At 75.2% G+C, this 24,946-nt stretch carries 21 protein-coding genes; 4 read left to right on the forward strand and 17 right to left on the reverse strand.

The window, feature by feature from the left end:
• Positions 1–707: 707 nt before the first annotated feature.
• The 3 genes from ACWENR_RS13685 to ACWENR_RS13695 all read right to left on the reverse strand — a co-directional run bounded on the left by ACWENR_RS13685 (position 708) and on the right by ACWENR_RS13695 (position 4,484).
• Positions 708–1,349: a hypothetical protein gene (locus ACWENR_RS13685; RefSeq protein ID WP_452277318.1), complete on the reverse strand. Its 642-nt coding sequence runs from the start codon at positions 1,347–1,349 to the stop codon at positions 708–710.
• Between the two features lie 13 nt (positions 1,350–1,362).
• Positions 1,363–3,141: a DUF4012 domain-containing protein gene (locus tag ACWENR_RS13690; RefSeq protein ID WP_452277319.1), complete on the reverse strand. Its 1,779-nt coding sequence runs from the start codon at positions 3,139–3,141 to the stop codon at positions 1,363–1,365.
• 119 nt (positions 3,142–3,260) lie between these two features.
• Positions 3,261–4,484, reverse strand: coding sequence for a glycosyltransferase family 4 protein (locus ACWENR_RS13695; RefSeq protein WP_452277320.1), 1,224 nt, complete (start codon positions 4,482–4,484; stop codon positions 3,261–3,263).
• A gap of 159 nt (positions 4,485–4,643) precedes the next feature.
• Here ACWENR_RS13695 and ACWENR_RS13700 point away from each other — a divergent pair, with 159 nt between their 5' ends.
• Entirely contained in the window at positions 4,644–5,225 is a 582-nt protein-coding gene (locus ACWENR_RS13700; RefSeq protein ID WP_452277321.1) for an arsenate reductase/protein-tyrosine-phosphatase family protein, read from the forward strand.
• Here the strand turns inward: ACWENR_RS13700 and ACWENR_RS13705 are convergent.
• On the reverse strand, positions 5,206–6,663 hold the full coding sequence (locus tag ACWENR_RS13705; RefSeq protein ID WP_452277322.1) for a polysaccharide biosynthesis tyrosine autokinase: 1,458 nt from the start codon (positions 6,661–6,663) through the stop codon (positions 5,206–5,208). The genes ACWENR_RS13700 and ACWENR_RS13705 overlap by 20 nt on opposite strands.
• Positions 6,664–6,999: 336 nt before the next feature.
• Between ACWENR_RS13705 and nhaA the strand changes: the two genes are divergently transcribed.
• The gene (gene nhaA / locus ACWENR_RS13710; RefSeq protein ID WP_452277323.1) at positions 7,000–8,322 is read left to right on the forward strand and encodes a Na+/H+ antiporter NhaA; all 1,323 of its coding nucleotides are present in this window, start codon (positions 7,000–7,002) and stop codon (positions 8,320–8,322) included.
• A 16-nt stretch (positions 8,323–8,338) separates the two neighbouring features.
• Here the strand turns inward: nhaA and ACWENR_RS13715 are convergent, their stop codons facing one another.
• The 9 genes from ACWENR_RS13715 to ACWENR_RS13755 form a co-directional block, all read right to left on the reverse strand.
• Complete coding sequence (locus ACWENR_RS13715; RefSeq protein ID WP_452277324.1) at positions 8,339–8,623, reverse strand: hypothetical protein; 285 nt, start codon at positions 8,621–8,623, stop codon at positions 8,339–8,341.
• Positions 8,620–8,982 (reverse strand): DUF1622 domain-containing protein, encoded by a 363-nt coding sequence (locus ACWENR_RS13720; protein WP_452277325.1) that lies wholly within the window; start codon positions 8,980–8,982, stop codon positions 8,620–8,622. Before ACWENR_RS13720 ends, ACWENR_RS13715 begins: the two co-directional genes overlap by 4 nt.
• Before the next feature lie 38 nt (positions 8,983–9,020).
• Entirely contained in the window at positions 9,021–9,608 is a 588-nt protein-coding gene (locus ACWENR_RS13725) for a TMEM165/GDT1 family protein (RefSeq protein WP_452277351.1), read from the reverse strand.
• Positions 9,609–10,050: 442 nt separating this feature from the next.
• On the reverse strand, positions 10,051–11,016 hold the full coding sequence (gene egtD, locus ACWENR_RS13730) for an L-histidine N(alpha)-methyltransferase (RefSeq protein ID WP_452277326.1): 966 nt from the start codon (positions 11,014–11,016) through the stop codon (positions 10,051–10,053).
• Between the two features lie 45 nt (positions 11,017–11,061).
• Complete coding sequence (egtC, locus tag ACWENR_RS13735; RefSeq protein WP_452277327.1) at positions 11,062–11,808, reverse strand: ergothioneine biosynthesis protein EgtC; 747 nt, start codon at positions 11,806–11,808, stop codon at positions 11,062–11,064.
• A 133-nt stretch (positions 11,809–11,941) separates the two neighbouring features.
• Positions 11,942–13,276 (reverse strand): ergothioneine biosynthesis protein EgtB, encoded by a 1,335-nt coding sequence (gene egtB / locus ACWENR_RS13740; RefSeq protein WP_452277328.1) that lies wholly within the window; start codon positions 13,274–13,276, stop codon positions 11,942–11,944.
• Positions 13,273–14,508, reverse strand: coding sequence for an ergothioneine biosynthesis glutamate--cysteine ligase EgtA (gene egtA / locus ACWENR_RS13745; RefSeq protein ID WP_452277329.1), 1,236 nt, complete (start codon positions 14,506–14,508; stop codon positions 13,273–13,275). The genes egtB and egtA overlap by 4 nt, the downstream gene beginning before the upstream one ends.
• A gap of 139 nt (positions 14,509–14,647) precedes the next feature.
• Positions 14,648–15,409, reverse strand: a complete 762-nt coding sequence (locus ACWENR_RS13750; RefSeq protein ID WP_452277330.1) for a hypothetical protein — start codon at positions 15,407–15,409, stop codon at positions 14,648–14,650.
• 15 nt (positions 15,410–15,424) lie between these two features.
• The gene (locus tag ACWENR_RS13755; RefSeq protein ID WP_452277331.1) at positions 15,425–16,054 is read right to left on the reverse strand and encodes an RNA polymerase sigma factor; all 630 of its coding nucleotides are present in this window, start codon (positions 16,052–16,054) and stop codon (positions 15,425–15,427) included.
• A gap of 547 nt (positions 16,055–16,601) precedes the next feature.
• Between ACWENR_RS13755 and ACWENR_RS13760 the strand changes: the two genes are divergently transcribed.
• Positions 16,602–18,002, forward strand: coding sequence for a protein kinase domain-containing protein (locus ACWENR_RS13760; protein ID WP_452277332.1), 1,401 nt, complete (start codon positions 16,602–16,604; stop codon positions 18,000–18,002).
• Positions 18,003–18,205: 203 nt separating this feature from the next.
• Complete coding sequence (locus ACWENR_RS13765; RefSeq protein WP_452277333.1) at positions 18,206–19,468, forward strand: nucleotide sugar dehydrogenase; 1,263 nt, start codon at positions 18,206–18,208, stop codon at positions 19,466–19,468.
• A gap of 60 nt (positions 19,469–19,528) precedes the next feature.
• On the opposite strand, the gene ACWENR_RS13770 is transcribed toward ACWENR_RS13765, so the two are convergent.
• The 4 genes from ACWENR_RS13770 to ACWENR_RS13785 all read right to left on the reverse strand — a co-directional run bounded on the left by ACWENR_RS13770 (position 19,529) and on the right by ACWENR_RS13785 (position 24,848).
• Positions 19,529–22,012 carry an ABC transporter permease gene (locus tag ACWENR_RS13770; RefSeq protein ID WP_452277334.1) on the reverse strand — a complete coding sequence of 828 codons (2,484 nt, stop codon included), beginning with the start codon at positions 22,010–22,012 and terminating at the stop codon, positions 19,529–19,531.
• The gene (locus tag ACWENR_RS13775; protein WP_452277335.1) at positions 22,009–22,803 is read right to left on the reverse strand and encodes an ABC transporter ATP-binding protein; all 795 of its coding nucleotides are present in this window, start codon (positions 22,801–22,803) and stop codon (positions 22,009–22,011) included. The genes ACWENR_RS13770 and ACWENR_RS13775 overlap by 4 nt, the downstream gene beginning before the upstream one ends.
• A 147-nt stretch (positions 22,804–22,950) precedes the next feature.
• The gene (locus ACWENR_RS13780; protein WP_452277336.1) at positions 22,951–23,616 is read right to left on the reverse strand and encodes a response regulator; all 666 of its coding nucleotides are present in this window, start codon (positions 23,614–23,616) and stop codon (positions 22,951–22,953) included.
• Positions 23,613–24,848, reverse strand: coding sequence for a sensor histidine kinase (locus ACWENR_RS13785; RefSeq protein WP_452277337.1), 1,236 nt, complete (start codon positions 24,846–24,848; stop codon positions 23,613–23,615). Before ACWENR_RS13785 ends, ACWENR_RS13780 begins: the two co-directional genes overlap by 4 nt.
• Between the last annotated feature and the right edge of the window lie 98 nt (positions 24,849–24,946).

Below are 24,946 nucleotides of genomic sequence, written 5' to 3' on the forward strand. Positions count from 1 at the left end.
CCATGTGTAACGACCACCGGCCCGCCATCATTCCGGGGGCCCGGCCACGCCCGCGCCCGCAGGCGGTGACGTGCCCTTACTCGGCCGTACGCATGGTGTAACGACCCCGGCCCGCCCACGATTCCGCGCCCACGATGCCCCCGGTCACACCCCGAACCGGACACCGGACACAAGATTGGGCGCGCCGAACAACAAGCGCCCTACACATGCCGCCGGCAGGGCACGGCCCGTCACGCTGCGGGGCTGATGTCGCAAACGATTCATGTCTGCGCGGAGGTGAACCCTGCCGGGGCGCCGCTTAGCTGATGCCGTGGGCGATCCGCCCCATGCGCGAGGGCGGACACCTGCGGGGCGCTGTCGAGCTGCCCCACCTATGGGGCAGCGTGTCCTCACCCGATCACGCCGTCCACCCGACCGATGACCTCGCGGGCCCGGTGAGCGCCCGAGATCTTGGCAGAAAAGCGCCCCTCCAGGGGCCATTCCTCACCAAGATCTCCCCCGCACCGCTCCAGCGACGGGGTATGGCCCGCCGTGCCCGACGCAGGGATCAAGCCTGACCGCCCGAAGGCACGGCGGCCCACACCCCACCACGGCGCACCGCTAGCAGGATCCGCACCCCGCAGCACGACGAACAAGCCGACGCCCGCCGGGAACCCCCGACGGGCGTCAGCCGTGCCCGGGACATCTGCCCGGGAGAGGCGCTCAGGTCAGCGCGCGGCTCCCATGCCGAGGCGGTGGCGCTTGCGCCAGACCAGCGACATGAGCAGGAGCACCGCGCCGGCGCCGACGAGGCCGCCGCCGACCTTCATCGGGGTGCCCAGGCTGTCGCCCGTGACGGGCAGCGGCGCCTGGTGCTTCTTGAGCACGGTGAGCGTCGCCGTCGCCGACTGCTCCTCCGCCTCGTCCTCCGCCCGGAAGGTGTAGGTGCCCGGGTGACGGGGCTTGTAGGTGGTACGGAATTCGCCGTTCGCGTCAGCCGTGACCACGATCGTGTCGCGGTCGGGCTGGGGCGCCTGCTGGAACGAGACCGGCGCCATCGCGACCGTCTCGCCGGTGCTACGCCGCGCCTGCTGCCCCGGGACGGCGGCGGCGAGCGGCGAGGTGCTGACGGTGATGATGACCGTCTCGCCGGGGGTCCAGCCGGTGCCGATCAGGGTGGCGGTCTCGCCGACCACGATGGTCGACGGCCGCACCGTGAGCGTCGCGACGCCGGTCCCCGGCGGGTAGACCGGTGGCTGTGGCGTGCCGGTGCCGGGCGCCGGCTGCGGCTGCGCCGCCCCCGCTGCGGTCGGCGCGGCCAACACGGCCAGACCGACCGTGAGCGCCATGATGATGCGGGATAGCCGCATGATTGGTTCCCTCCTACTGATCACAGCTTGGTGCGGAAACAACTTGGGTGGTCCATGGGGTGGCGGTGGGGGTCAGCCACAGCTCGGCCGTGCCGGCGTCGGTCTTCGCGGTGAGCACGGTGACCTCCAGGGTGCGGGAGTCTCCCGGGCCGACCTCGACGTTCGCCGTGGTCACCTGGCGGCGCCGTTCGGTGCCGCTGCCCACCGCCGTCTCGACGCCGTCGAGGCGGGTGGTGAGCACGGCCCCGCCGGCCGGGCTGTGCACCGACACCAGCGTGCGGACGGTGTACGGGTCGCCGGCCAGGCCGAGGCCGAGGACCGACTTGCTGAGACCCGACTTCGGCGCCGACGAGCGGAGGGTGACCCGGAGCCGGAGCTCGCGGCGTCCGTCGGCCCGGCAGTCGCCGACCGTGAGGGTCGCCGCCGGCCGGAGGTAGTAGCCGAGCTTCGCGCCACTGCCGTCGTTGAGGAACACGCCGACGGTCGGCACGGTGTCCTTCTCCGGGAGCGCCCCGGCCATCCGGCTGTCGCCGAGCGTCCGTTGCTCCTCCGGTCGGGCACTCCAGAACAATATCCGGCGTTCAGTGACAGCACGGTCAAATGCGGACAATAAACCCTTCGGGTCTACTTTCTTCGTAACCAGCGCGTCGAACACGGCGGCGGCGGAGGCGGCGAAGAAGGCGTCCTGTTCGTCGTTCTCCATCCGCTGGTAGCTGTCGCTGAGCACGGTCTGGACGACCTTCTCCGCGGCGAGGGGGACGCCACCGGGGACCATCACCGGGCCGGTGGCCTTCAGCAGGTAGGACAACACCACCGGGTCGACGGCCAGCACGCCGTCCACTGTGGTTTTCTCCCGGCGCCGGAACATCTCCCGGTAGAGCGCGGCGGCGGTCGGGAAGTGCGGGGTGAGGTTGACGTCCGCCGGATAGATCCCGGGCAGGTCGGCCCAGAGGCGGCGCACCTCCGCGGGGACCTTCAACGGCGGCTGGAACTGGCCGAGCGCGCTGCTCGTGCCCTGCTTCCCCATCCGGATCCGGCCGCCGTCGGCGTGGATCAGGGCGTACGCGCCGATCATGCCGCCGGTGGCGCGCAGCTCGGCCGGATTCTGGGACACGACGAGATAGGTGCGGGGACCGTCGGCGCCGAGCAGGGGCGGAAGCAGTCGGCTGGCCTGGTCCGCCGCGGCGGTGAGGCCCGCCAGCCGGTCGAGTTCGCCCCGCAGGTCGGCGAGGGCCTGCCGGACCTGACTCACCAGGCCGTCGGCGGGCACCACCGCGAGGCTGTTCCGGGTGCCCTGCACCGTCGAGTTGACGTCCGCCAGCTCCGCCGACACCGTCTTCAGCCGGGCCACGTCGAGCCGCCCGCCCTCGGGCACCAGGCTGGTCAGGTCGGTGCGCAGCAGCAGTGGGAACGCCCGCCGGGCCAGGTCGTCGACCGCGACCGAGATCTGCCGTACGGCGGCGAGGTTGTCCCCGGCGTACGGGGTGTGCCGGCCGAGCCACCAGCCGGGATCGTCGGTCGCCGCCCTGGCCTTGTCCGCCTGCTCCTGGAGCGCGGCGAGGGTGCGCTGCGCCCGGGCCGTGTCGCCGCCGACCACCTGGGCGCTGAGCTCGCGGGCCAGCCCGGCGGCGTTGAGCAGGTGGGCGCGGGCCTGCCAGCCCCGGAAGCCCACCCAGCCACCGGTCAACAGGAGCAGGGAGCCCACCACGAGGGAGGCGAGCAGGGCACGACGAAGCTGCCGCCGCCGGCGGGACCGGCCGCGCCGCCGACGCGACCTCTGGCTCTCCCTCACACCACACGTCCTTCCTGAAACGGACAGAGGACCTCATTCCTCCACCTGTTCCTAACAGGTAACGATCGTTTCCACCCGTAGATGACGGTTTTTGTCGGTACGCGAGTCTCGTTCGCGCGTCAGCGGCCGGCGGCGCGCTCGGCCGCCGCGTCGTACAGCAGCCGCTCGATCCGGTCCACGCCCGCCGGCATCGACATCTCCCGCAGGTACGCCTCCCGGCCCCGCCGACCCATCTCCGCCCGGGCGGGCGGCGGAATGGTGGCTGCCAGCCAGAACCTGTCGGCGAGGCTCGCCCAGTCCTCCGGCGGGCAGGAGAGGCCCGCCCGGGCCCGCTCCACCAGCTCGGCGGTGTCCCCACCGGCCGAGGCGACCACGGGCGCGGCGCAGGAGAACGCCGCCTGGAGCTTCGCCGGCAGCGTGCTGCGCAGCTCGGGCAGATCGCGCAGCATGACGAGCTGGTAGTCGGCGGCGGCGTACAGCTCGGGCATGTCCAGCGGCGACCGGCGCTCGACGAAGCGCACGTTGTCGGCGCGCAGTTCGGCGGCGAGCCCCCGCACCCGCCGCTCGTCCGCGCCCGAACCCACCAGGACGAGGTCCATCGTGCGGTCCAGTGCCGCCGCCGCCCGTACCGCCGTCTCTAGGCCCTGCCGGGCGCCGATGGTGCCGGCGTGCATCACCACGCAGCGGTCGTCGCGGCGCACCAGCCGGCGCGCCGCCCGGCTCGGTCGCGCGGGTTGGAAGATCCGCTCGTCGGTCCAGTTGAGCACCACCCGCACCCGGGCCGGGTCGGCGCCGGCGGCCACGACCCGGTTCCGCAGCGACGGCGCGGAGACCGCGATCCGGTCGGCGGCCCGGTAGGCCCGGCTCATCGCCGCGCCGACGCGCCCGGCCCACCGCCCGTGCTCCGCCTCGGTCGCCTCGGCCGCCGCCCAGACGTCCTGCACGTGCACGACGGTCGGCACCCGACCCAGCAGGCGCAGCAGGCCCGCCGCGGCGAACGCGGTCGCCGGGGGCAGGTGGACGTAGAGCGCGTCGACGTCGGCCAGGAACGACCGGCCGGTCAGCGCGGCGCTGCCCGCGAAGGAGAGGTATCCGGCCATCCGACCGCGCAGCGACGCGTCGCCGCCGCTGTAGCGCGGAATTCGCCGGACGGTCAGCCGCTCGCTGCGGGTCTCGTGCCGCCACCGCTGCCGCCACCCCGGGTACACGTGCCCGCCGGGGTAGTCGGGGAAGCCGGTCAGCACCCGCACCTCGTGCCCCCGCATGGCGAGTTCCTCGGCCAGGCTGCCGGGGATGAACGCCGGCTCGGGCGGGAAGTGGTAGGACAGGATCCCGATCCTCACCGGCGTTCCCCCGTCCGGGCGGCGCCGCTCGGCGCGGCATGGTGCCGTGGACGGCCCGGGCCCGCGTACGATGCCCGCATCCCCTCCACGTCCGGCCGGCGCCGTCGGCCGACGGTGGTCGCGGCGTCGCCCGCGACCGCGCCGACGAGAGGGGTCCAGATGGTCGACCGGGTGCTGTTCGTCTGCCACGCCAACCTGTGCCGGTCGCCGATGGCCGAGTACCTCGCCCGCCGCCTGCTGGTCGGGCAGCCGGTGCTGGTCTCCAGCGCGGGCACCGACGCCGTCGACGGCCTGGCGATGCATCCGTACGCGGCGGAGGTGGCGGCGGAGACCGGCGGGGACCCGACCGACTTCCGCAGTCGCCGACTGCGCGCGGAACTCCTGGTCGGGGCGACGTTGGTGCTGGCGGCGACCCGACGGCAGCGATCGGTCTGCACGGCGCTGGCGCCGGCGGCGCTGCACCGGACGTTCACCCTGCGCCAGTTCGGTCGGCTGGCCGAGGCGGCCGGCGAGGCGACGGATCCGGCCGACGGCGACGCCGCGGCGTACCCGGCCGACGGGCCCCTGCGGGCCGCGGTCCGGGCCGCCGCCCGCGCCCGGGGGCGGCTGCAACCCGCCACCCCCGACGCGGACGACCTGGTGGACCCGCTCGGCGGTACCGCCGCCGACTTCCGCCGCTGCGCCGAGGAGATCGAACGGTCGCTGCGACCCCTCGCCGCGCTCATCGGGACAGCCGGGTGAGTTCCTGCGTCCGGTCGCCGAGGCCGTCGACCCGCTCCGCGTGCCGGGCGCCCGGGGCCCGGTCGGCCGGCACGTCCAGGGCCCCGGTCGTGGTCACCACCCGGTAGGCCTCGTACTGGTACGCCTCGGCCTTGGCCACCTTGGCCATGTTGAGCACGCAGCCGAGTAGCCGGACGGAGACCGAGTTCAGCGAACGCGCGGCGGCCGCGACCTGGGTCCGCGAGGTGCGGCCCTGCTGCGAGACCAGGAGCGCGCCGTCGGCCTGGACGGCCACCACCACGCCGTCGGTCACGGCGAGCAGCGGGGCGGTGTCGATGATGACGATGTCGGCCGACTCCCGCAGGGCGAGCAGCAGGTCCGCCATCGCCTTGGAGCCGAGCAGCTCGCTGGGGTTGGGCGGCGCCGAGCCGCTGGGCAGCACCAGCAGCGACTTGTCGCCCCAGCGCTGCACCACGTCGCCGACCTGGACGTCGCCCACCAGCACGTCGGTGAGCCCGATGCCGGCGTCGAGCCCCAGGTAGTCGGCGACCTTCGGGCGGCGCAGGTCGGCGTCGACCAGCAGCACCCGCCAGCCGGCCTCCGCCAGGGCGATGGCCAGGTTGCAGGAGAGCGTCGTCTTGCCCTCGCCCTGCAGGGCGCTGGTGACCGCGATGACCCGGGCGGGCTCGTGCACGTCGACGAAGCGCAGGTTCGTCCGCAGCTTGCGCACCGCCTCGGCCCGGGCGGAGTTGGCCGCCTCGCCGACGATCAACGGCTCGGACTTCGCGGTGCTCTCGAACGGGATCTCGCCGAGCAGCGGGCTGCCGGTGGTGCGCTGGAGACCGGCGGCGTCGCGCAGCCGGACGTCGGCCAGGCCGCGCAGGATCGCCAGGCCCACGCCGGCAAGCAGCCCCAGCAGCGAGCCGATCGCGAAGTTGCGCACGGGCTGCGGCGAGACCGGGGTGGGGCTGACCCGCGGCCCGCTGACCACCTCGATCCTGATCGGGCCGGCCTTGCCGTCCTGGGTGGTCTCCACCTTCTGCACCAGCTCGACGAACTTCGCGGAGAGCAGTTCGGTGACCTTCAGCGCGCGGTTCTGGTCGGTGTCGGTCACGGTGGCGCGCAGCAGCACGGTCCCGGTCTCGGTGGAGGTGCTGACCCGGCGCTGGACCTCCTCGGCGGTGAGCCCGATCGGGTTCTCCGCCACCACGCTCTGCGCGAGCCGGTCGCTGGTCAGCAGCTCGGCGTACGACTTGACGCGCTGCTGGAGAAAGAGGCCGCCCTGGTAGGCGTCCGTGACGCCCTGGCTGGGCGTGGTGACGAAGAAGGTCACCGAGGCGTCGTACCGGGGCTGGGCCCGGACGGTGACGAGGGCGGTGATTCCGAGGGCGACCATGACGGTGAGGAGCACGATCCACCAGTGCTGGCGCACAAGGCGGAGTTGGCGGTACAGGTCCATCAGGCGCGCCTCCGTACCAGGCCGGTAACGCCAAAGAACTTCACGAAAACCCCCAAGGTCGACTTAATCTCGTGAAACCATTAAAGCGACTCATACGACTTATGTCCCGAGTTACGTATTTTCGCCCCTTGACATCCGCACCCGACTCGCCAACGGACAAACGGGCGGGCGGCGTCCCGGGTAGCGGGGAGAAACGAACGGGCGTGACGTTGCCGACCGACGAGCCGTCCCGACTCGCCGGTCGCGCCGCAGATGGATAGGGTCGGCAACGGTGTGCCGGGAAGTCTGGTCGGCGGTTGATCCCCTGCTGCCCCGACACCGAGATGGATCTTGCGCATGACAGATCGCGCCCCGCAGAACGACCCCTCCCGCACGCACCGCCGGCTCTTCTCGCGTACCTCCTGGCCGGAGGCCCGTTTCCTGGCCGACGTGCTGCGGACCGAGACCGTCGGCGGCGGCCTCCTGCTGCTCGGCGCGGTCGTCGCGCTGATCTGGGCCAACTCGCCCTGGGGGGCCTCCTACGAGGCGCTCGGCGACTGGGTGCCCTGGTCCGGCGGAAAGTCCCTGCACCTCGACCTGAACCTGTCCGCCTGGGCCGCCGACGGCCTGCTGGCCATCTTCTTCTTCGTCGTCGGGCTGGAACTGAAGCGGGAATTCGTCGCCGGCGAGCTGCGCGACCCCCGCCGCGCGGCCCTGCCGGTCATCGCCGCCGTGGGCGGCATGGTGCTGCCCGCCCTGATCTACGTCGCGGTCAATGTGGCCGCCGGCGGGGACGGGCTGCGGGGCTGGGCCATCCCCACCGCGACGGACATCGCGTTCGCCCTGGCCGTGCTGGCCCTCATCGGCTCCCACCTGCCGCAGGGACTGCGCGCCTTCCTGCTCACCCTCGCGGTGGTCGACGACCTGCTCGCGATCACCGTCATCGCGGTCTTCTACACCGACGACTTCAGCCTGCTGCCGCTGCTCGCCGCGCTGGCCCCGATCGCGCTCTTCGGCCTGCTCGTGCAGCGCCGCAAGACCTGGTGGTGGGCGCTGATCCCGCTCGCGGTGACCGCCTGGACCCTCATGCACGCCTCCGGCGTGCACGCCACCGTCGCGGGCGTCCTGCTGGGCTTCACCGTGCCCGTCCTGCGGGGCCGCGACGGTGACGGCCACGGGCTCGCCGAGCACCTGGAGCACCGCTGGCGCCCCGTCTCGGCCGGCCTCGCCGTGCCGGTCTTCGCGTTCTTCGCGGCCGGGGTGTCGCTGCGGGGCGCCGACCTGGGCGCGATCGTCACGGACCCGATCGTCATCGGCGTCGTCGCCGGCCTGGTGCTCGGCAAGGCCGTCGGGATCTTCGGCTCGACGTTCCTGCTCGCCCGGTTCACCCGGGCCCGCCTCGACGAGGACATCACCTGGACCGACCTGCTCGGCGTGGCGCTGCTCGCCGGGATCGGCTTCACCGTCTCGCTGCTGATCGGCGAGCTCGCGTTCGGCGCCGGCAGCGCCGCCGACGCCAACGTCAAGGCGGCCGTGCTCGCCGGCTCGGTGATCGCGGCGCTGCTCGCCGCGGTCGTGCTGATCCGGCGCAACGCCGCCTACCGGCGGATCGCCGAGGCGGAGCGGGTGGACGCCGACCAGGACGGCGTGCCGGACGTCTACCAACGCGACGACCGCTGAGCCGCGGGCCCGCCGCCTACCGCAGCGGTAGGCGGCGGTCCTCCCGCCCGGTGGGGGCCGCCAGCCGCTCCGGCGTCGCGGCGGCGAGCGCGGCCCACAGCAGCCGCCGCAGCAGGATGATCGCCGCCGCCGCGGCCAGCTCCGCCCACCCCTGGCCGACGGCGAGCCGCAGCAGTCCGGCGGCGGTGAGCAGGTCCAGCAGCACCCGCAGCGCGCAGCGCCAGGAGCCCGTGCCGACCAGCACCGCCAGCCCGGCGAGCGTGGCCAGGGCGGTGGTGGCGGTCACCAGGGCCCGGGTCACGAGTCTCGCCCCGCCTGCCCCACCTGCCGCTGCTCCTGGCGGATCTCCCGGCCCAGGAAGTAGTTCAGCGCCGTCCGGATCGTGGCGATCGCCGCCAACTGGCCGATCTGGGTGAAGGTCGGCGAGACGGCCGTACGCAGGATGTCCGCCGCGAGCTGGAACTCAAGCCCGAGGGTGAGGAACCGCCCCAGGGAGAGCCGGATCGGCGTGAACACGGCGGCGCTGCGGTGTCGTAGTCCTTCGACCACGAACCGCAGCGCCGCCCAGGCCGCACCGACGAAGATGACCACCGCGCCGGCGACCTCCACGGAGGTGACCAGGGCCTGGTAGCCGTGCCGCAGCACCTCCTCGACGCCCACCGGCTGGCCTTACCCGGCCCGAACGCCGGTAGTCGGCGTCAGGTGAGCTCCGCGACGGCCTCCAGGATCAGCCACAGCCCGCAGATCGCGAAGAGCACCGCCGCGCCGTACTTGATGGTCTTCTCCGGCAGCCTCCGGCCGAGCATCCGGCCGACCAGGATCGCCAGCGCGTCCGCCGCCACCATGCCGATCGTCGAGCCGAGCCAGGTGCCGAACCAGCCGTACTGGGTGGCGAGGGTGATGGTGGCGAGCATCGTCTTGTCGCCCAGCTCGGCCAGGAAGAACGCCACCGACACCGCCACGATGGCCGACTTGCTGGTCTTCTCGGCCTTGCGCTTCTCCTCCTCGGTGAGGGTGTCCCCCCGGAGGGTCCACGCGCCGAAGCCGAGGAACGCCAGGCCCGCGACCAGCGAGATCCACTCCGTCGGCAGCGCGGCGCCGAGGCCGTAGCCGATCGCCACCGAGGCCAGGTGCACCACGGCGGTGGCGACGGTGATGCCGATCAGGACCGGCACGGGCTTGAAGCGGGTGGCGAAGGTCAGAGCCATCAGCTGGGACTTGTCCCCCAGCTCGGCGACGAAGATGACGCCGAAGCTGACGACCAGCGCGACGAGGAAACCTTCCATGACATCCTTCCGGATCATGCCGGGAGGAGGTACGGGGCGCCCTCGACCCGGCTACGACAGCCTGGGTCGAAGGTCTCGCCCGCCCCGGTTCACGAGGCCGCGTGGCCGGATGCGGAACGCACCAGTGTGTCGACCACGACATTGGGGGCTACTCCCCTTCGCGCCGCCCAGCCTAGCCGACCGCCCGCCCGCCGTACCGCGGCGGGTGAAGATCGTCACCCGGCGCCGGCGCCACACCCGGCTCGCGGCCGACGCCACACCCGGGTTGCGGCCGGCGCCACACCCGGCTTGCGGCACGCGCCACACCCGGGTTGCGGCCGGCGCCGGTCACCCGGCGCGGGCCCAGGGTGACGCCGAACAGCCGGCCTGCCCGGCGCCGGCCCAGGGTGACGCCGAACAGCCGGTCTGTCCGGCGCGGGTCAGGGTGACGCCGAACAGCCCGTCACTCGGCGCGGGCCAGGGTGACGCCGAACAGGCCGTCGGGATCCGTCCAGAACTCGTGGGCGGCGAAGCGGGCCGCCGCCAGCTCGGCGGCGATCCCCTCCGGCCGGAACTTCGCCGACACCTCCGTGCGCAGCTCCTCACCCTCGGCGAAGGAGACCGCCAGATCGAGCACCCGCACCCGCATCGGCCGCAGCGCCCGCAGCCGCATCTCGATCCACTCCCGCCGCGCGTCCCACAGGGCGACGTGGGCGAACCCGTCCGGGTCGAAGTCGGCGCCCAACTCCCGGTTGATCACCCGCAGCACGTTGCGGTTGAACTCGGCGGTGACTCCGGCCGCGTCGTCGTAGGCCGGCACCACCACCGCCGGGTCCTTGACCAGGTCCGTGCCGATCAGCAGCCAGTCCCCCGCCTCGAGGGCGGCCCGCATCGCGGCCAGGAACCGCGCCCGTTCGGCGGGCAGGAGGTTGCCGATGGTGCCGCCGAGGAAGAGCACCAGCCGCCGCCCGCCCGCCGGCAACCGGTCCAGGTGGCGGGTGAAGTCCCCGACGATGCCGCGCACCCGCAGCCCCGGATAGTCGGCGGCGATCCGGGCGGTGGACTGGCGCAGGGCGCTGACCGAGACGTCCAGCGGCACGAACGAGCCGAGGCCGCCACGGCGGGTGAACGCGTCCAGCAGCAGCCGGGTCTTCTCCGACGAGCCCGAGCCGAGCTCGATCAGGGTCTTCGCCCCGGTCAGCTCGGCGATCGCGCCCGCCCGCTCGGCCAGCACGGCGCGTTCGGCTCGGGTCGGGTAGTACTCCGGCAGCCGGGTGATCTCCTCGAACAACTCGCTGCCCCGGGCGTCGTAGAACCACTTGGGAGGCAGCCACTTCGGCTCGGCGGTCAGGCCGGCGCGGACGTCCTCCCGCAGGCTGCGGCCCAGGTCCTGCTCCTCGAGGTGGATCTCCAGCGGCTCCGCGCTCATGTCTGTCCCTTCGTCGTCGGGTGGAACGTCGGTGTCAGCCGGCGGTCAGACCTCGGCGAGGGCGCGTACGCGCATCCCCGTCGCCGTCGCCTCCACCAGTTGCCCGTCCGGCACCGCCTGCCAGCCGGGGTCGTCGTCGTGCGGTTCGGACGCCAGCAGCACCGAGGCCGGGGTCGTCCGGATCGACAGCGCGTGCCCGGCCACGCTGGCCACCACGGTGTGCCCGTCGGTGAGCAGCAGGTTGAGCCGGGATCCGGGGGCGGCCGCGGCCACCGCCGTGACGGTCTCGGCGATCGCCCGGGCGGGCTTCACCCCGGCCCGCAGCCGGTGCCGCACGAGCGCCCACAGCAGGGCCGCGTCGGTCGACGCGTCGAGGGTGAGCAGGTCGCGCACCGGCAGGGTCCCGGCGAGCGGGACCACCGAGTCGGGCCAGCCCCGCACCACCCCGTTGTGGCTGAACAGCCAGCGCCCCTCGGCGAACGGGGCGGCGGCCCCGTCGAGCACCGCCATGCCGACCGTGGCGGAGCGGACGGCGGCCAGCACCGCGCCGGCGGAGGTGACCGCCGCGAGCTGCGCGATGGTCGGGTCGCTCCAGATCGGCTGGGCCCGTCGGTAGCGCACCGGCTCGCCGTCGCCCGGGTACCAGCCGACGCCGAAGCCGTCGGCGTTGATCGTCCCGCCGCCGCGCATGTCACGCGGCGCCCAGGACTGCCGCACGAGCGAGTGCGGCGGATCGAACAGCAGCTCCCGCAGGGTGACGGGCGGCCCCAGGTAGGCCAGGTGGCGACACATCAGGCGGTGCCTTCCGCCCCGGCCGGCCGGTCGACGCGCGGGCGTCGACGCGGATCACCGGCCGCCGGCCGACCGGCGCGCGGGCGTCGACGCGGGTCACCGGCTGTCCGCAGGCCGACGGAGCTGCCCGCCGTCACGGCTGCGACTCCTCCGGCCGGGCGTCGCGGGCGCAGCGGAAGCCGCTGAAGATCTGCCGCCGGATCGGGTAGTCCCAGTTACGGAAGGTGCCCCGGCACGCGGCCCGGTCGGTGCCGAACGAACCGCCCCGCAGCACCTGGTAGTCGTCGCCGAAGAAGACCTCGGAGTATTCGCGGTAGGGGAACGCCGTGAAGCCGGGGTGCCCCCGGAAGGTGGTCGAGGTCCACTCCCACACGTCGCCGATGAGCTGGTGCACGCCCAGCGGCGAGGCGCCCGCCGGATAGGCGCCCACCGGCGCCGGCCACAGGTGCCGCTGCCCCAGGTTGGCGTGCTCGGCGGTGGGATCGTCGTCGCCCCACGGGTAGCGGCGGGAGCGGCCGGTCGCCGGATCCCAGCGGGCCGCCTTCTCCCACTCCGCCTCGGTCGGCAGTCGCTTGCCGGCCCAGGCCGCGTACGCCCGCGCCTCGTGGTAACAGACGTGCACCACCGGCTCGTCGTCGCGGACCGGAGCCCAGCGCCCGAAGCGCCGGTAGGCCCAGCCGTCGCCGTCGCGCCGCCAGTGCATCGGCGCGGACAGCCCCGCCTCCCGGCGGTGCCGCCACCCGTCCCGGCTCCACCAGCGCGGGTCGTCGTAGCCGCCGTCGGCGATGAACTCGCGGTAGCGCCCGTTGGTCACCGGGGCGGCGTCGATGACGTACGCCGGCAGGTGGACCCGGTGGGCGGGGCGCTCGTTGTCCAGCGCCCACGGGTCGGTGTCGGTGCCCATGGTGAACTCGCCGGCCGGGACCAGCACCTCGCCGGCGACGGCGGCACGCGGCTCGGGCGGCGGCGGGGCGTGCAGCACCGGCGGCCCGGCGCGCAGCTGGTGGGTGGCGAGCATCGTCTCGTCGTGCTGCTGCTCGTGCTGCACGATCATGCCGAAGGCGAAGCCGTCGGCGACCAGCGGGCGGTCGGTGAACGCGACCCGGTCCAGCAGGTCGAGCACCTTGTCCCGGACGGTGAGCAGGTAGGCGCGGGCCTCCTGCGGTGGCAGCAGCGGCAGCGACGGCCGGTCCCGGCGGGGCTGCTTGAACGCGTCGTAGAGGTCGTCGATGTCCCGCCGCACCGGCTCGCGGCCGCCGACGTCCCGCACCAGCCAGAGCTCCTCCTGGTTGCCGACGTGGGCGAGGTCCCAGACCAGCGGGGACATCAGCGGCGAGTGCTGTCGCACGAGGTCGGCCTCGTCGACCGCCTCGGTCAGCAGCGCCGTGCGGGCGCGGGTGCGTTCCAGCTCGGCCGCGATCCGGCTGCGCAACTGCTCCGCGCCCGGCCGCGTCGTCGCTCCGGTCACCGGTGCCTCCTCCCTGCGGCGGCCTGTCGCCGCCGTAGCTCTCGGTCGATGTCGTCGTGCAGGGCCGCCGGCAGGTCGAGGCCGGGCAGGGCCGCCCGGGCCAGGTCGAACAGCTCCGCGGCGGCGGCGGCCAGGCCCCGGTCGCGCAGACCGTGGCGGGCGGCGGCGTGCCAGCGGTGCGCCACCGGCCCGGCGACGGCGCGGGCCGCGCGCACCGTGCCCGGCTCGGCGAGCAGGGCCGCGACCACCGCCAGGGGGACCACCCAGCCCCGGCCGGGCTGCGCGTCGAGGTAGCGCAGTTCCAGGTAGCCCCGGGGGCGCACCGGCGGAAAGAGGGTGCTCACGTGGTAGTCGAGGTCGTCGGTGGTCGGCGGGCGGGGCAGCGCCCCGTCGACCCAGTCGGCGAAGGTGACCGCCGGCGGCGCCGTCCAGTCGGGACCGGCGGCGCGCACGCAGAGCAGCGGCGCGGCGAGGACGTAGTCGACCCAGGCGGCAACCGGGTCGGCGTCGGCCCGCTCGGGCGTCCACACCGGGCGGGTGCGGGCCGGGTCGATGGCGAACCAGGCCGCCATCCGCGCCGACGCCCAGCCGGTGGGGCGGCCGGCGTGCCGGTCGGCCGTGGCGAAGGCGGCCAGCAGGGGCGGCCCGATCGCGTGCACCGCCGCCCAGCGCGCCGGCAGGTGCGCCGGCTCCCCCGCGTCCAGGCAGACCTGCAGGCCGGCGGTGCTGTACATCATCGTCCGCCCGGCCGGGCCGCGCCTGTCGAAGGCGTGCCGCATGGCGCGGTAGCGGGGTGTCTCCACCACGGGCCGCGGCGGCCGGTGGGGGTCGATGCCGCTCTGCCCGAGGACCAGCCCCGCGGCGGCGAGCAGGCCACTGACCTGGGCGATCTCGCCGTCGGTGGCGTGGACGAGGGCGGCGACAGAGGCCTGGGGCGCGGTGGAGATCTCCAGTTGCCCGCCGGGCTCGACGGTCACGGTGCCACCGTGGCGGAGCGGCGCGGCGAGGCTCGCGCGATCGAGGGTCGGGGGGCTGTGCCGCCCCAGGGCCGCCCGGAGCCGCTCGCCGTCGACGGGGCGGGCGGGGTCGGCGGCGTCGTGCACGGTCCATTCCAGTTCGACGCCGGTGCGGGTCGGTGGGCCGGTCTTGAAGCAGATCCGCGCGAGATGGCCCGCCGCCGCGGCGCGCTCCCGCAGGACGGTGGTCCGGTCGAGCTCCGGCGACGTCACCACAGGACGGGCTCCCTTCCCCGCGCGACTACCGGTCCGGGTCACCGTAGCGCCGACCACCGACATCGGCAGGGCGCCGGCGGCCCACCCACCTCTGTCTATCAGACGAATTTCGGGTGGCCGGCCGGAACCGACGGGGCGGTCAGCCGGCCGCGTCCGGCGTGGGCAGCGCCGTGGGCCCGGCCTTCCGCGACGCCTGCGGCTCCGCGTCGGGGACCAGCTCCCGGCAGAAGCCGTCGACGGCCTCCCGGCCGCCCGCCGCCGTCACCAGGCCGGCGAACGCGGGGGTGTCCAGCGCCTTCTCGCGCTGGGACGCCGGCTTGGCCAGGTACGACCGGCACAGCCCGCGCAGTTGCTCGGTGCGCTGCTCCGGCGGCCGCGGTCCCCCGCCCGGCCGGCCGCCCGGGGTCACCGGAGCGGTGGTGGGGGCGCCCGACGGGCCGCGCGGGTCGTCGGTGGGCGTACCGGAGGGGGCGCCGCCGCCGGTCGCGCCCGTCGGCCCGCCCCGCTGCGGTTCGGTGCTGGCCGGGGCCGGAGTGCTCGGGCGTGGCCTCGGCGGGGTGGGCTCGTCGGGGCGGTCCAGCGCGACGGCCGCGAAGGCGGCGCCGGCCGTCGCGGTGACCACCACCCCGGCCGCCCAGGCGACGGCGCCGGCGGTGAACCGGCGTCCGCGCGGCGGACGCGGCGCGGACACGGCGGCGCCGGGCGCGGCGGCGCGGGCGGCCCGGAAGGCCGCCAGCGCGGCCTCCTCGCCGGCCAGTTCCCCGGGGCGCGCCGGGGCCACGGCGGCCGAGAGCAGCCGGGCGAGCGACTCCGGCTCGGCGGCGCCCGGCGTACGGGCCGCGTCGAGCAGCCGGTCGGACTCGGCGCGGTCGGCCGGACGCTCGCTCCGGCGGAAGGTCATCTGGATCCCCTCACGTCAACCGTCCGCCGGCTCGGCGTGCGGCGCCTGCCGCCGACCGGCGCGCGGGCGGGGCGGCGTGGCGGCGTCGGAGGCGGCCGGCGGCTGGGACAGGTCGTAGCGTTCCATCAGGGCGGCGAGCCGCCGCAGGCCCCGGTGGGCGGCGGTACGCACGGCGCCGGGCCGGCGCCCGAGCACCCGCCCGGCGGTCTCGGCGTCCAGCCCGATGACGGCGCGGAGCAGAACCGCCTCGGCCTCGCGCGGCGGCAGGGTGGCGATCAGCGCCAGCGCGGCCTCGGTGCCGATGGTCTCGCCGGCCCGCTCGGCGGTGTCGGCGTCGCCGGCCAGTTCGCTGAGCGCCTGCACCGGGACCGGGAGCGACGGGCGTCGGCGCTGCCGTCGCAGGTGGTCCATGGCCCGGTTGCGGGCGATCGTCACCGTCCAGGCCCGGAACTCGCCGCCGGTGAAGCTGGGCAGGTCGCGGGAGATCTGGAGCCAGGTCTCGGAGGCCACGTCCTCCGCGTCGGCGCCGACCAGGGCGGTCAGGTAGCGCAGCAGACCGGGCTGGAGGCTGCGGTAGAGGAACCGGAAGGCGTCCTCGTCGCCGGCCTGGGCCGCGACGACGGCGTCGTTCAGCTCAGCGGACATGCGCCCGCCACCTCCACGGCCCCGGCGCGCCGGGGCGGCGGACGCCGGTCATCCGGGCGTGCGCGACGCCGGCACGGTCCGGCGACCGGACCTGATCCCGCACCCTCAGCCCCCCGCTGACCTGGTCACGCCGGGCCGCGGCGGCCCCGGACGGTAGTTCTGGACTCTCGCCACGGCGGCACGACCGGCGGCGTGGCGCCGGCTACGCCCGTGGGGCGGGCCCGAGTCGGGCTAACGGTAGGAGCGCCCGTCCGATCGGACAAGTCGGTGCCGGTCGGCAAAAGAGTGAGAATTATCTAGCCGATCGTAGGGCGGGTCGCCGTAACGCGGCGCCGAGTCGCGACGCTGCATGCGAACGGAGCGCCGACGAAGGTGACGTTCGCCCAGCGTATGGCGGCGATGGGCGGATCTTGTCACGCAGCGTCCCGGAGCGGTCACAGCATATCCGAGGCGCGCGCGGGCCGGCAGCCCCGGCCGGGCCGGCCGCGACCGCCGGGCGCCCCGCTCACGACGCGCCGTTCGACGCCGGTCTGGGTACGGTGGTGCTGTGTTGTCACCGGAGGTCGTACTCAGCGGTCGGTACCGCCTGGACGAGCGTGTCGCCACGGGCGGCATGGGCGACGTCTGGCGGGCCAAGGACCTCGTCCTCGGCCGTCAGGTCGCGGTCAAGGTCCTGCTGCCCGCGCTGGTCTCCGATCCCGACTTCATCGCCCGCTTCCGCGCCGAGGCGCGGATCATGGCCGCGCTGCGGCACCCCGGCATCGTCCAGGTCTTCGACTGCGGCGAGGACGACCTGCCCGACGGCAGCCGGGCCGACTACCTGGTCATGGAGTTCGTCACCGGCCAGCCGCTGTCCAAGCGGATCGAGGCCGTCGGCCGGCTCGACGTGGGCGAGACGATGGCGATCGTCGCGCAGGTGGCGCAGGCGCTGCACGCCGCGCACCTGGGCGGGATCGTGCACCGCGACGTCAAGCCGAGCAACCTGCTGGTGCAGGAGGACGGCAGCGTCGTGCTGGTCGACTTCGGCGTCGCCCGGTCGACGAACGTCACCAGCATCACCAGCACGAACGCCGTGCCCGGCACCGCGCTCTACATGGCGCCCGAGCAGGCCGCCGGCCGGCCGGTCTCCGGGGCGACCGACATCTACGCCCTCGGCGCCGTGACCTACTGCTGCCTCAGCGGCAGCCCGCCGTTCACCGGCGACAACCCGCTCCAGGTCGCCGTCCGGCACCTCGACGACGAGCCGCCGGAGCTGCCGAACGACATCCCGGAGGCGGTGCGCGCGCTGGTCTCCCGCGCCCTGGCGAAGGACCCGGCCGACCGGTTCGGCAGCGCGGCGGCGATGGCCGAGGCAGCCCGCGCCGCCGTCTCCGACCCGTCCGCGCCGACCGCGATGGTGCCCGCCCCGGGCGTCGCCGCGCTGCGCGGCGCCGACCCGGGCACCCGCACCGACCTGCCGGCCGGGGCGGTCGCCGCCGCGCGCAGGAAGCGCCGCGGCACCCTGGTCGGCGCGGCCGCGGCGGTGCTGGTGGCGCTCGCGGGCCTGGGGGCGGCACTCGGCGCGGCGGGCGAGGCCGACGCGCCGGCGGTCAACGTGCCGAAGACGACCGCGCCGGCCACCGCGCCGAGCGGGGACGCCGAGACGCCGACGCAGGAGGAACAGGACACGAACCGGAACCGACCGTTCCGGCCGGCCGGATCCACCTCCAGCCCGTCGCCGTCGTCCACCGTCCCCCCAGTCTCGCCGCAGCCGAGCGGGTCGGCGGGCCCGGAGTCCCCGGAGCCGACGGGCAGCACGGACCCGGGGCCCACCGGTGCCCCCACGTCCACCGCCCCGACGGAGCCCACGGACCCGGCGCCGACCAACACCCAGAGCACGCCCACGAACCCGGACAATCCGCCGGCCGGCGGGGGCGGCGGCAGCACGCCGCGCGACGGGGCGGCCTGACCCACCGCGCCGGCCCCGCCGGGCACCCGCGCCACGCGCCGGCCCCGACGCCGTCAGGACCGGCGACCGACAGAGCCGATCGTGACGCGTCACTGACGCTCCGTCCGCCTCAGCGGCATCGATAATCCCAAAACGGACTTACGGGCACACGGATCGCCCTAGGCTCCCGGGCAGGATCGTTTCCGTCTGCCTCGGGAGTCCGGGTGAGCGTTGAGAAGTTGGTCGTGATCGGCCAGGGGTACGTCGGTCTGCCGTTGGCCATGCGGGCCGTCGAGGCCGGTCTCGACGTGGTCGGCCTCGACGTCGACGCCGACCGGGTCAAGCGGCTCGCGTCGGGCGAGTCGTTCGTCGAGGACATCCCCGCCGACCGGCTCGGCCGGGCGCTGGGCAGCGGCCGGTACCGCCCGAGCACCGAGTACGCCGACGCCGAGGGCTTCGACATCTGCGTCATCACCGTGCCCACGCCGCTGCGCGACGGCACGCCCGACCTCAGCTTCGTGGAGCAGGCCGGCACGGGCATCGGCCCGTACGTCCGGCCGGGCTGCGCGGTGGTCCTGGAGTCGACCACCTACCCCGGCACCACCGAGGAGCTGCTGCGCCCGCTGCTGGAGTCGGCCAGCGGGCTGCGCAGCCCCGGCGACTTCCACCTGGGCTACAGCCCGGAACGGATCGACCCGGGCAACCGGGCGTGGCGGCTGGAGAACACCCCGAAGGTGGTCTCCGGGGTGGACGCGGAGTCCCTGTCCCGGGTGGACGGGTTCTACCGGCGGATCGTGGAGCGGACGGTGCCGGTGGGCTCCACCCGGGTGGCGGAGCTGACCAAGCTGATCGAGAACACCTTCCGGCAGGTCAACATCGCGCTGATCAACGAGCTGACCATGCTCTCCCACCACCTGGACATCGACGTCTGGCAGGCGATCGAGGCGGCCGAGACCAAGCCGTTCGGGTTCATGCCGTTCCGGCCCGGCCCCGGGGTGGGCGGGCACTGCCTGCCGATCGACCCGTGCTACCTGTCCTGGCAGGTCAAGCGGCGCCTCGGGCGGCAGTTCCGGTTCATCGAGCTGGCCAACGACGTCAACCACGAGATGCCCGAGCACGTGACGCAGCGGATCATGGGCGGGCTGAACCGGGCCGGTCGCGCGGTGAGCGGGGCCCGCCTGCTGCTGCTGGGGCTGGCGTACAAGAAGAACACCGGCGACATGCGCGACTCCCCCGCCGTCGACGTCGCCCGGCGCCTGCAGGCCCTCGGCGCGGACGTGCGGGCCGTGGAGCCCTACGCGGAGCCGCACCACATCCCGGCCGGGGTCCTCGTGGTGGACCTGACCGAGCGGGAGGTCCGGGCGGCCGACGCGGTCGTCGTGGTCACCGACCACGATGACTTCGACTACGACCTCGTCGTCCGGCACGCCCGGTACGTCTTCGACACCCGCAACCGCTGCTCCGGCCCGGCGGTGGAGCGCCTGTAGGCCCGGCACCGCTGGCCGGTCCCGCCACCCGGGGTGGGCGGCGGGACCGGCCGGCGGATGTCACTGGTCGCCGAGCGCCTCGACCACCGGCCGGGCCAGCGCCCGGCGGGCCGGCAGCACCGAGGCGACCAGGGCGGCCACCACGGCGACCCCGAGGATCAGCCCGAGCTGCCCCAGCGGCAGCACCACGGCGAAGTCCCCGCTGATGCGGGCGAGCAGGGCCATCGCGGCCGCGCTGACGCCGGTGCCGAGGCCGACCCCCAGCAGCGCGCCGACCAGCGCCATCAGCACCGCCTCGGCGGCCAGCATCGCCCGCATCCGGCCCCGGGTCAGCCCGACCGCCCGCAGCACGGCATTCTCCCGGGTCCGCTCCACCACCGACAGGCTCAGGGTGTTCGCCACGCCGACCAGCGCGATGACCACGGCCAGGCCGAGCAGCGCGGTGACGAACGCGAGCAGCATGTCGACGGTGCCGGTGAGCATCCTCTTGTACGCGCCCTGGTCCATCAGGTTGGCCGTGGGATAGCGGGCGACCACCGTCTCGATGGCGGCGCGGGCCTGGTCGGCGGAGACCCCACCGGCCGGGTCGATCTCGGCCAGGTAGCCCCGCTCGGCCGGGAAGAGGGCGGTGAAGTCGGCGTCCACCACGTCGACCACGTGGCCGGCCGGGACGGGGCTGCCGGCCAGGGCAGGCCCGTCGTCGGTGACGACCGCGGCCACCCGGAACGACCGGCCCCGCAGGGTCAGCGTGGAGCCGACCGTCCAGCCGCGGGCCTCGGCCAGCTCCCGGCGCACCAGGACCGACCCGGGCCCCAGCCCGTCGGCGTCCCCGGCCACGACGCCGGTCAGCGTCCGGCCGACCAGGGCGGGATGGGCGGCCCGGACCTGCACGTCGGCGGTGACGGCGCTGCGCTGCTCGTGTACCACCGCCAGCTCGGGCCGGGCCCGCAGCTCGTCGACCAGTGGCGCGGGCAGGTCCCCGCCGATCCCGGTGACCAGCCAGTCGACCCCGATCTCGGCGTCGACGCTGCGCTCGATGCCCTCCTTGGTGCTGCGCGCGCCGACCACGAACGCCGACACCAGGCCGATGCCGATCACCAGGGCGGTGGCGGTCGCCGCGATGCGGCGCGGGTTGCGTACGGCGTTCGCCACGGCCAGGCCGGCGGTGGCCCCGAACAGCCTGCGGGCGGGCCAGCCCAGCACCCGGACCAGCGCCGGCACCAGCACCGGCCCGAACAGCACGATGCCGAAGAAGGTGAGCACCCCGCCGGCGGCCACCAGCACCACCTGGACGGCTGGCGCGGCGCCGACCAGCGCGGCGATCCCGGCGGCGAAGACCAGCGCGCCGACGGCGAGCCGGAGCCGGCCCGCGCCACGCGAGGGCTGGACCGCCGCGTCGGTGAGCGCGGCGACCGGCGGCACCCGCGTGCCCCGCCAGGCGGGCAGCAGGGCCGCGCCCACCGTGATCGCGGTGCCCAGCAGCAGGCTGGCCAGCACGGTCGGCCCGGTGACGGTCAGCTCGCCGGAGACCGGCGCGTCCAGCCGCCCCATGAGCTGGTTCATGCCGCCGGCCAGGGCCACGCCGAGCAGCACGCCCGCCGCGGAGGCGACCGACCCGACCACGGCCGACTCCAGCAGCGCCGCCCGGAACGTCTGTCCCCGGGTCGCGCCGACCAGCCGCAGCAGCGCCGTGCGCCGGGTCCGCTGGGCCAGCACGATGGCGAAGGTGTTGGCGATGACGAACCCGGCGACCACGACGGCGACGCCGGCGAAGGTCAGCAGCACCATGTGGAACTGCTCCAGGTCGCGGACCGCGTCCTCGACCGCCTCGTCGAGGATCCGCTGCCGGGTCTTGACGGTCGCGCCGGCCCCGGCCACGTCGGCGGCCCGGTCGGCGAGCGCGGCCCCGTCCGTCCCGGGGCGGGCCGCGACCATGATCCGGTCGTAGCCCCGCTGCCCGGTCACCGCGAGGGCGTCCGCGCCGACCAGGCCGATGAACGGGCCGCCGACGTCGCGGGAGGTGCCGGCCACGTCGACCGTGCCGACCAGGGTGTACGGGCGGGCCGCTCCCCCGCTGCCGCCGACGCGGACCGGCGCGCCGACGGTGAAGCCCTCCTCGGCGGCGGTGGGCGCGTCCAGCACCACCTCGCCGGGGCGGTCGGGCAGCCGGCCGGCCACCACGTCGTACGAGCGCAGCGCGTCGTCGACGGGGACGGCGGCGAGCACGGCGTAGCCGAGCACGGGGCGGCCGTCGGCGCCGACGACGCCGCCGGAGCCGAGCAGTTCCCCCTCGGCGGCGGCCACCCCGTCGAGCGCGCGCACCCGGTCCACCAGCGCGGCCGGCAGCGGGTCCTTCGTGGCGGGGTAGACGGCGAGGTCGGTGTGCCGGTCGAAGGCGCCCGCCCGGTCGTACGCCCCGGCGCGCATCCCGTCGACGAAGATCAGCGTGCCGGCGATGAAGGCGACGCCGAGCACGATGGCCAGCGAGGAGAGCAGCAGGCGCAGCGCCTCGGCCCGGAGCTGGCGCAGGGTCAGGCGGATCACCGGGCCACCGCCGGGTGCCCGGCGGCCGGCACGCGCGCGGGGTCGAGGCCCGCGAGGGTGTCCAGCACCCGCTCGGGGGTCGGCGCGGCGAGGTCCCGCACGGGCCGCCCGTCGGCGAGGAAGACCACCCGGTCGGCGTGCCCGGCGGCGGACGGGTCGTGGGTCACCATGATCACGGTCTGGCCGAGGGTGTCGACGGCCTCCCGGAGCAGGCGCAGCACCTCCGCGCCGGAGCGCGAGTCGAGGTTGCCGGTCGGCTCGTCGGCGAAGACCACCCACGGCTTGGTGATCAGCGCGCGGGCCACCGCCACCCGCTGCTGCTGGCCGCCGGAGAGCTCGGCGGGCCGGTGGCGCAGCCGGTCGGCGAGCCCCACCGCGGCGACGACCTGGCGCAGCCAGGCCGGCTCCGGCCGGCGGCCGGCGATCGCCAGCGGCAGCACGATGTTCTCCTCGGCGGTCAGCGCCGGCAGCAGGTTGAACTTCTGGAACACGAAGCCGACCCGGTCGCGGCGCAGCAGGGTGAGCCGCCGGTCGTCGAGGCGGGCGAGGTCGGCGTCGCCGATGCGTACGCTGCCGGAGGTGGGTCGGTCCAGCCCGGCGAGGCAGTGCATCAGGGTGGACTTGCCGGAGCCGGACGGGCCCATGATGGCGGTGAACCGGCCGGCGGCGAAGTCGACGTCGACGCCGTCGAGGGCGACGACGGCGGCCTGGCCGGCGCCGTACCGCTTGGTCAGGCCGCGGGCGGTGACCGCGACGCCGGCGGTGGCGTGCGCGGGGGGTGCGACGGACACGTGGAGCTCCCCGTGGAGATCGTGACTGGGACGTCTCCGACGCTATGGGCGCGGCGGCCCTCGGGCGTCCACCCGCGCGCTCGGCTCCGCTGCGACCGAGGGTGCCCCTGACGGGGCGGACCCGTACGACCTGGGTCGTACGCCCGCTCAGCCGCCGGGGGTGACCAGCCCGCTCTCGTACGCCAGCACCACGGCCTGCACGCGGTCGCGGAGCTGGAGCTTGGCCAGGATCCGCCCGACGTGCGTCTTCACGGTCGCCTCGGCGACGTGCACCCGGGCGGCGATCTCGGCGTTGGACAGCCCCTGCGCCACCAGCAGGAGGATCTCCCGCTCCCGCTCGGTGAGCTGCGCGAGGCGGGGGTCCTCGGCGGGGCCGGGGCCGAGCCGGCCGGCGAAGCGGTCGAGCAGCCGGCGGGTGATCGACGGGGCGACGACCGAGTCGCCCTGGGCGACCACCCGGATGGCGGCGAGCAACTCCTCCGGCGGGACGTTCTTGAGCAGGAAGCCGCTGGCGCCGGCCTGCAGCGCGGCGAAGGCGTCCGCCTCGGTGTCGAAGGTGGTGAGCACCAGCACGCGGGGCGACCCGGCGGGCCGGTCCCGGCAGATCCGGCGGGTGGCCTCCACCCCGTCCATGGTCGGCATTCGGACGTCCATCACCACGACGTCGGCCTCGACCCGGGCCAGCACCCGCAGCGCGTCCGCGCCGTCGATCGCCTCGCCGACGACCTCCAGGTCGGGCTGGGAGCCCAGCACCATCCGGAAGCCGGCGCGGACCAGCGCCTGGTCGTCCACGATCACCACGCGGACCGTCATGCCGCCGCCACCTCCGTCGTCGTCCCGGGCGTCGACGGTAGCGGCAGCCGCGCCTCGACCTGCCAGCCCCCGCCCAGTCGGGGGCCGGCGGCGAGGCTGCCGTCGTACACGCTCACCCGCTCGCGCATGCCCACCAGGCCGTGCCCGCCGGACGGGGTGGGGCTGACCGGTGGGCGGCCGCGCCCGTCGTCGACCAGCCGGACGACGACGGCGTCGCCGCCGTGCCGGAGGGTGACCTCGACCTCGGCGCCGACCCCGGCGTGCTTGAGCGCGTTGGTCAGCCCCTCCTGCACGACCCGGTAGAGGGTCAGCTCCAGGCCGGGTGGCAGCGGCGCCGGCTCGCCCGTGACCGTGTGGCGCACGCGCAGGCCGGCGGCGCGGAACCGGTCGAGCAGGGCGGGCAGCTCGGTCAGCGCCAGCCGCCGGTGCTCCGGGTCGGCGGTCACCCCCGCGCCGCCGACCGCCGCCTCGGGGGCGGCGGCGGAGGGGTCGGTCTCCCGCAGTACGCCGACCAGCCGGCGCATCTCCTCCAGCGCCTGCCGGCCGGTGTCGGCGACAACCTTCACCGCGTGCCGGGCGGTCTCCGGGTCGCGGTCGAGCATGAAGCGCGCCCCGTCCGCCTGCACGATCATGACCGCCATGCTGTGCGCCACCACGTCGTGCAGTTCCCGGGCGATGCGGGCGCGTTCCCCGGCGACGGCGGCGCGGGCCTCCGCCTCGCGTTCCCGCTCCAGGGTGGCGGCCCGCTCCTCGAGGCTGAGCACGTAGAGCCGGCGGGTCCGCACGTTCAGCGCGACCAGCCAGACCGCCCCGGTGACCAGCCCGAAGTAGATCGCGGTGGCCCACCAGGCGCCAACGCCCCGGGTCTGGAGGGCGGCGAGCACCACCCCGACGGCGGCGACGATCCCGGCGAGGACTCCGTCGCGGAGCCGGTCGGCGTACTTCACGACGCTGTAGAGGGCGATCAGCACCGCGACGTCGAAGGCCAGCGGGCCCCAGCCGGCGAGCACCTGGAGCAGGGCGAGCACCGCCACGACGGCGGTGACCGCCGACGGGTGGCTCCGCCGGAACAGCAGCGCCACCGCCATCGCGACCCCGACCAGGGTGGCCTTCCACCCGCCGGGCTGGTTCACCAGGCCGAGGAGGCCGAAGAGCACCACCATGGCGGAGACGCAGACGTCGAAGGCGACGCCGCGCAGCGGGCGGCCGAAGATCGTGCGGTCCACGGTCACCCAGCGTACGTCCCGCCGTCGCCGGGCAGCTCAGGGCGCCGGACGGACCAGGCCCCCACGCCACGTGCGGGCGGGCCGCCGGGCCCGGACCGGTCCGG

The sequence above is a fragment of the Micromonospora sp. NPDC004336 genome, from assembly GCF_053602615.1.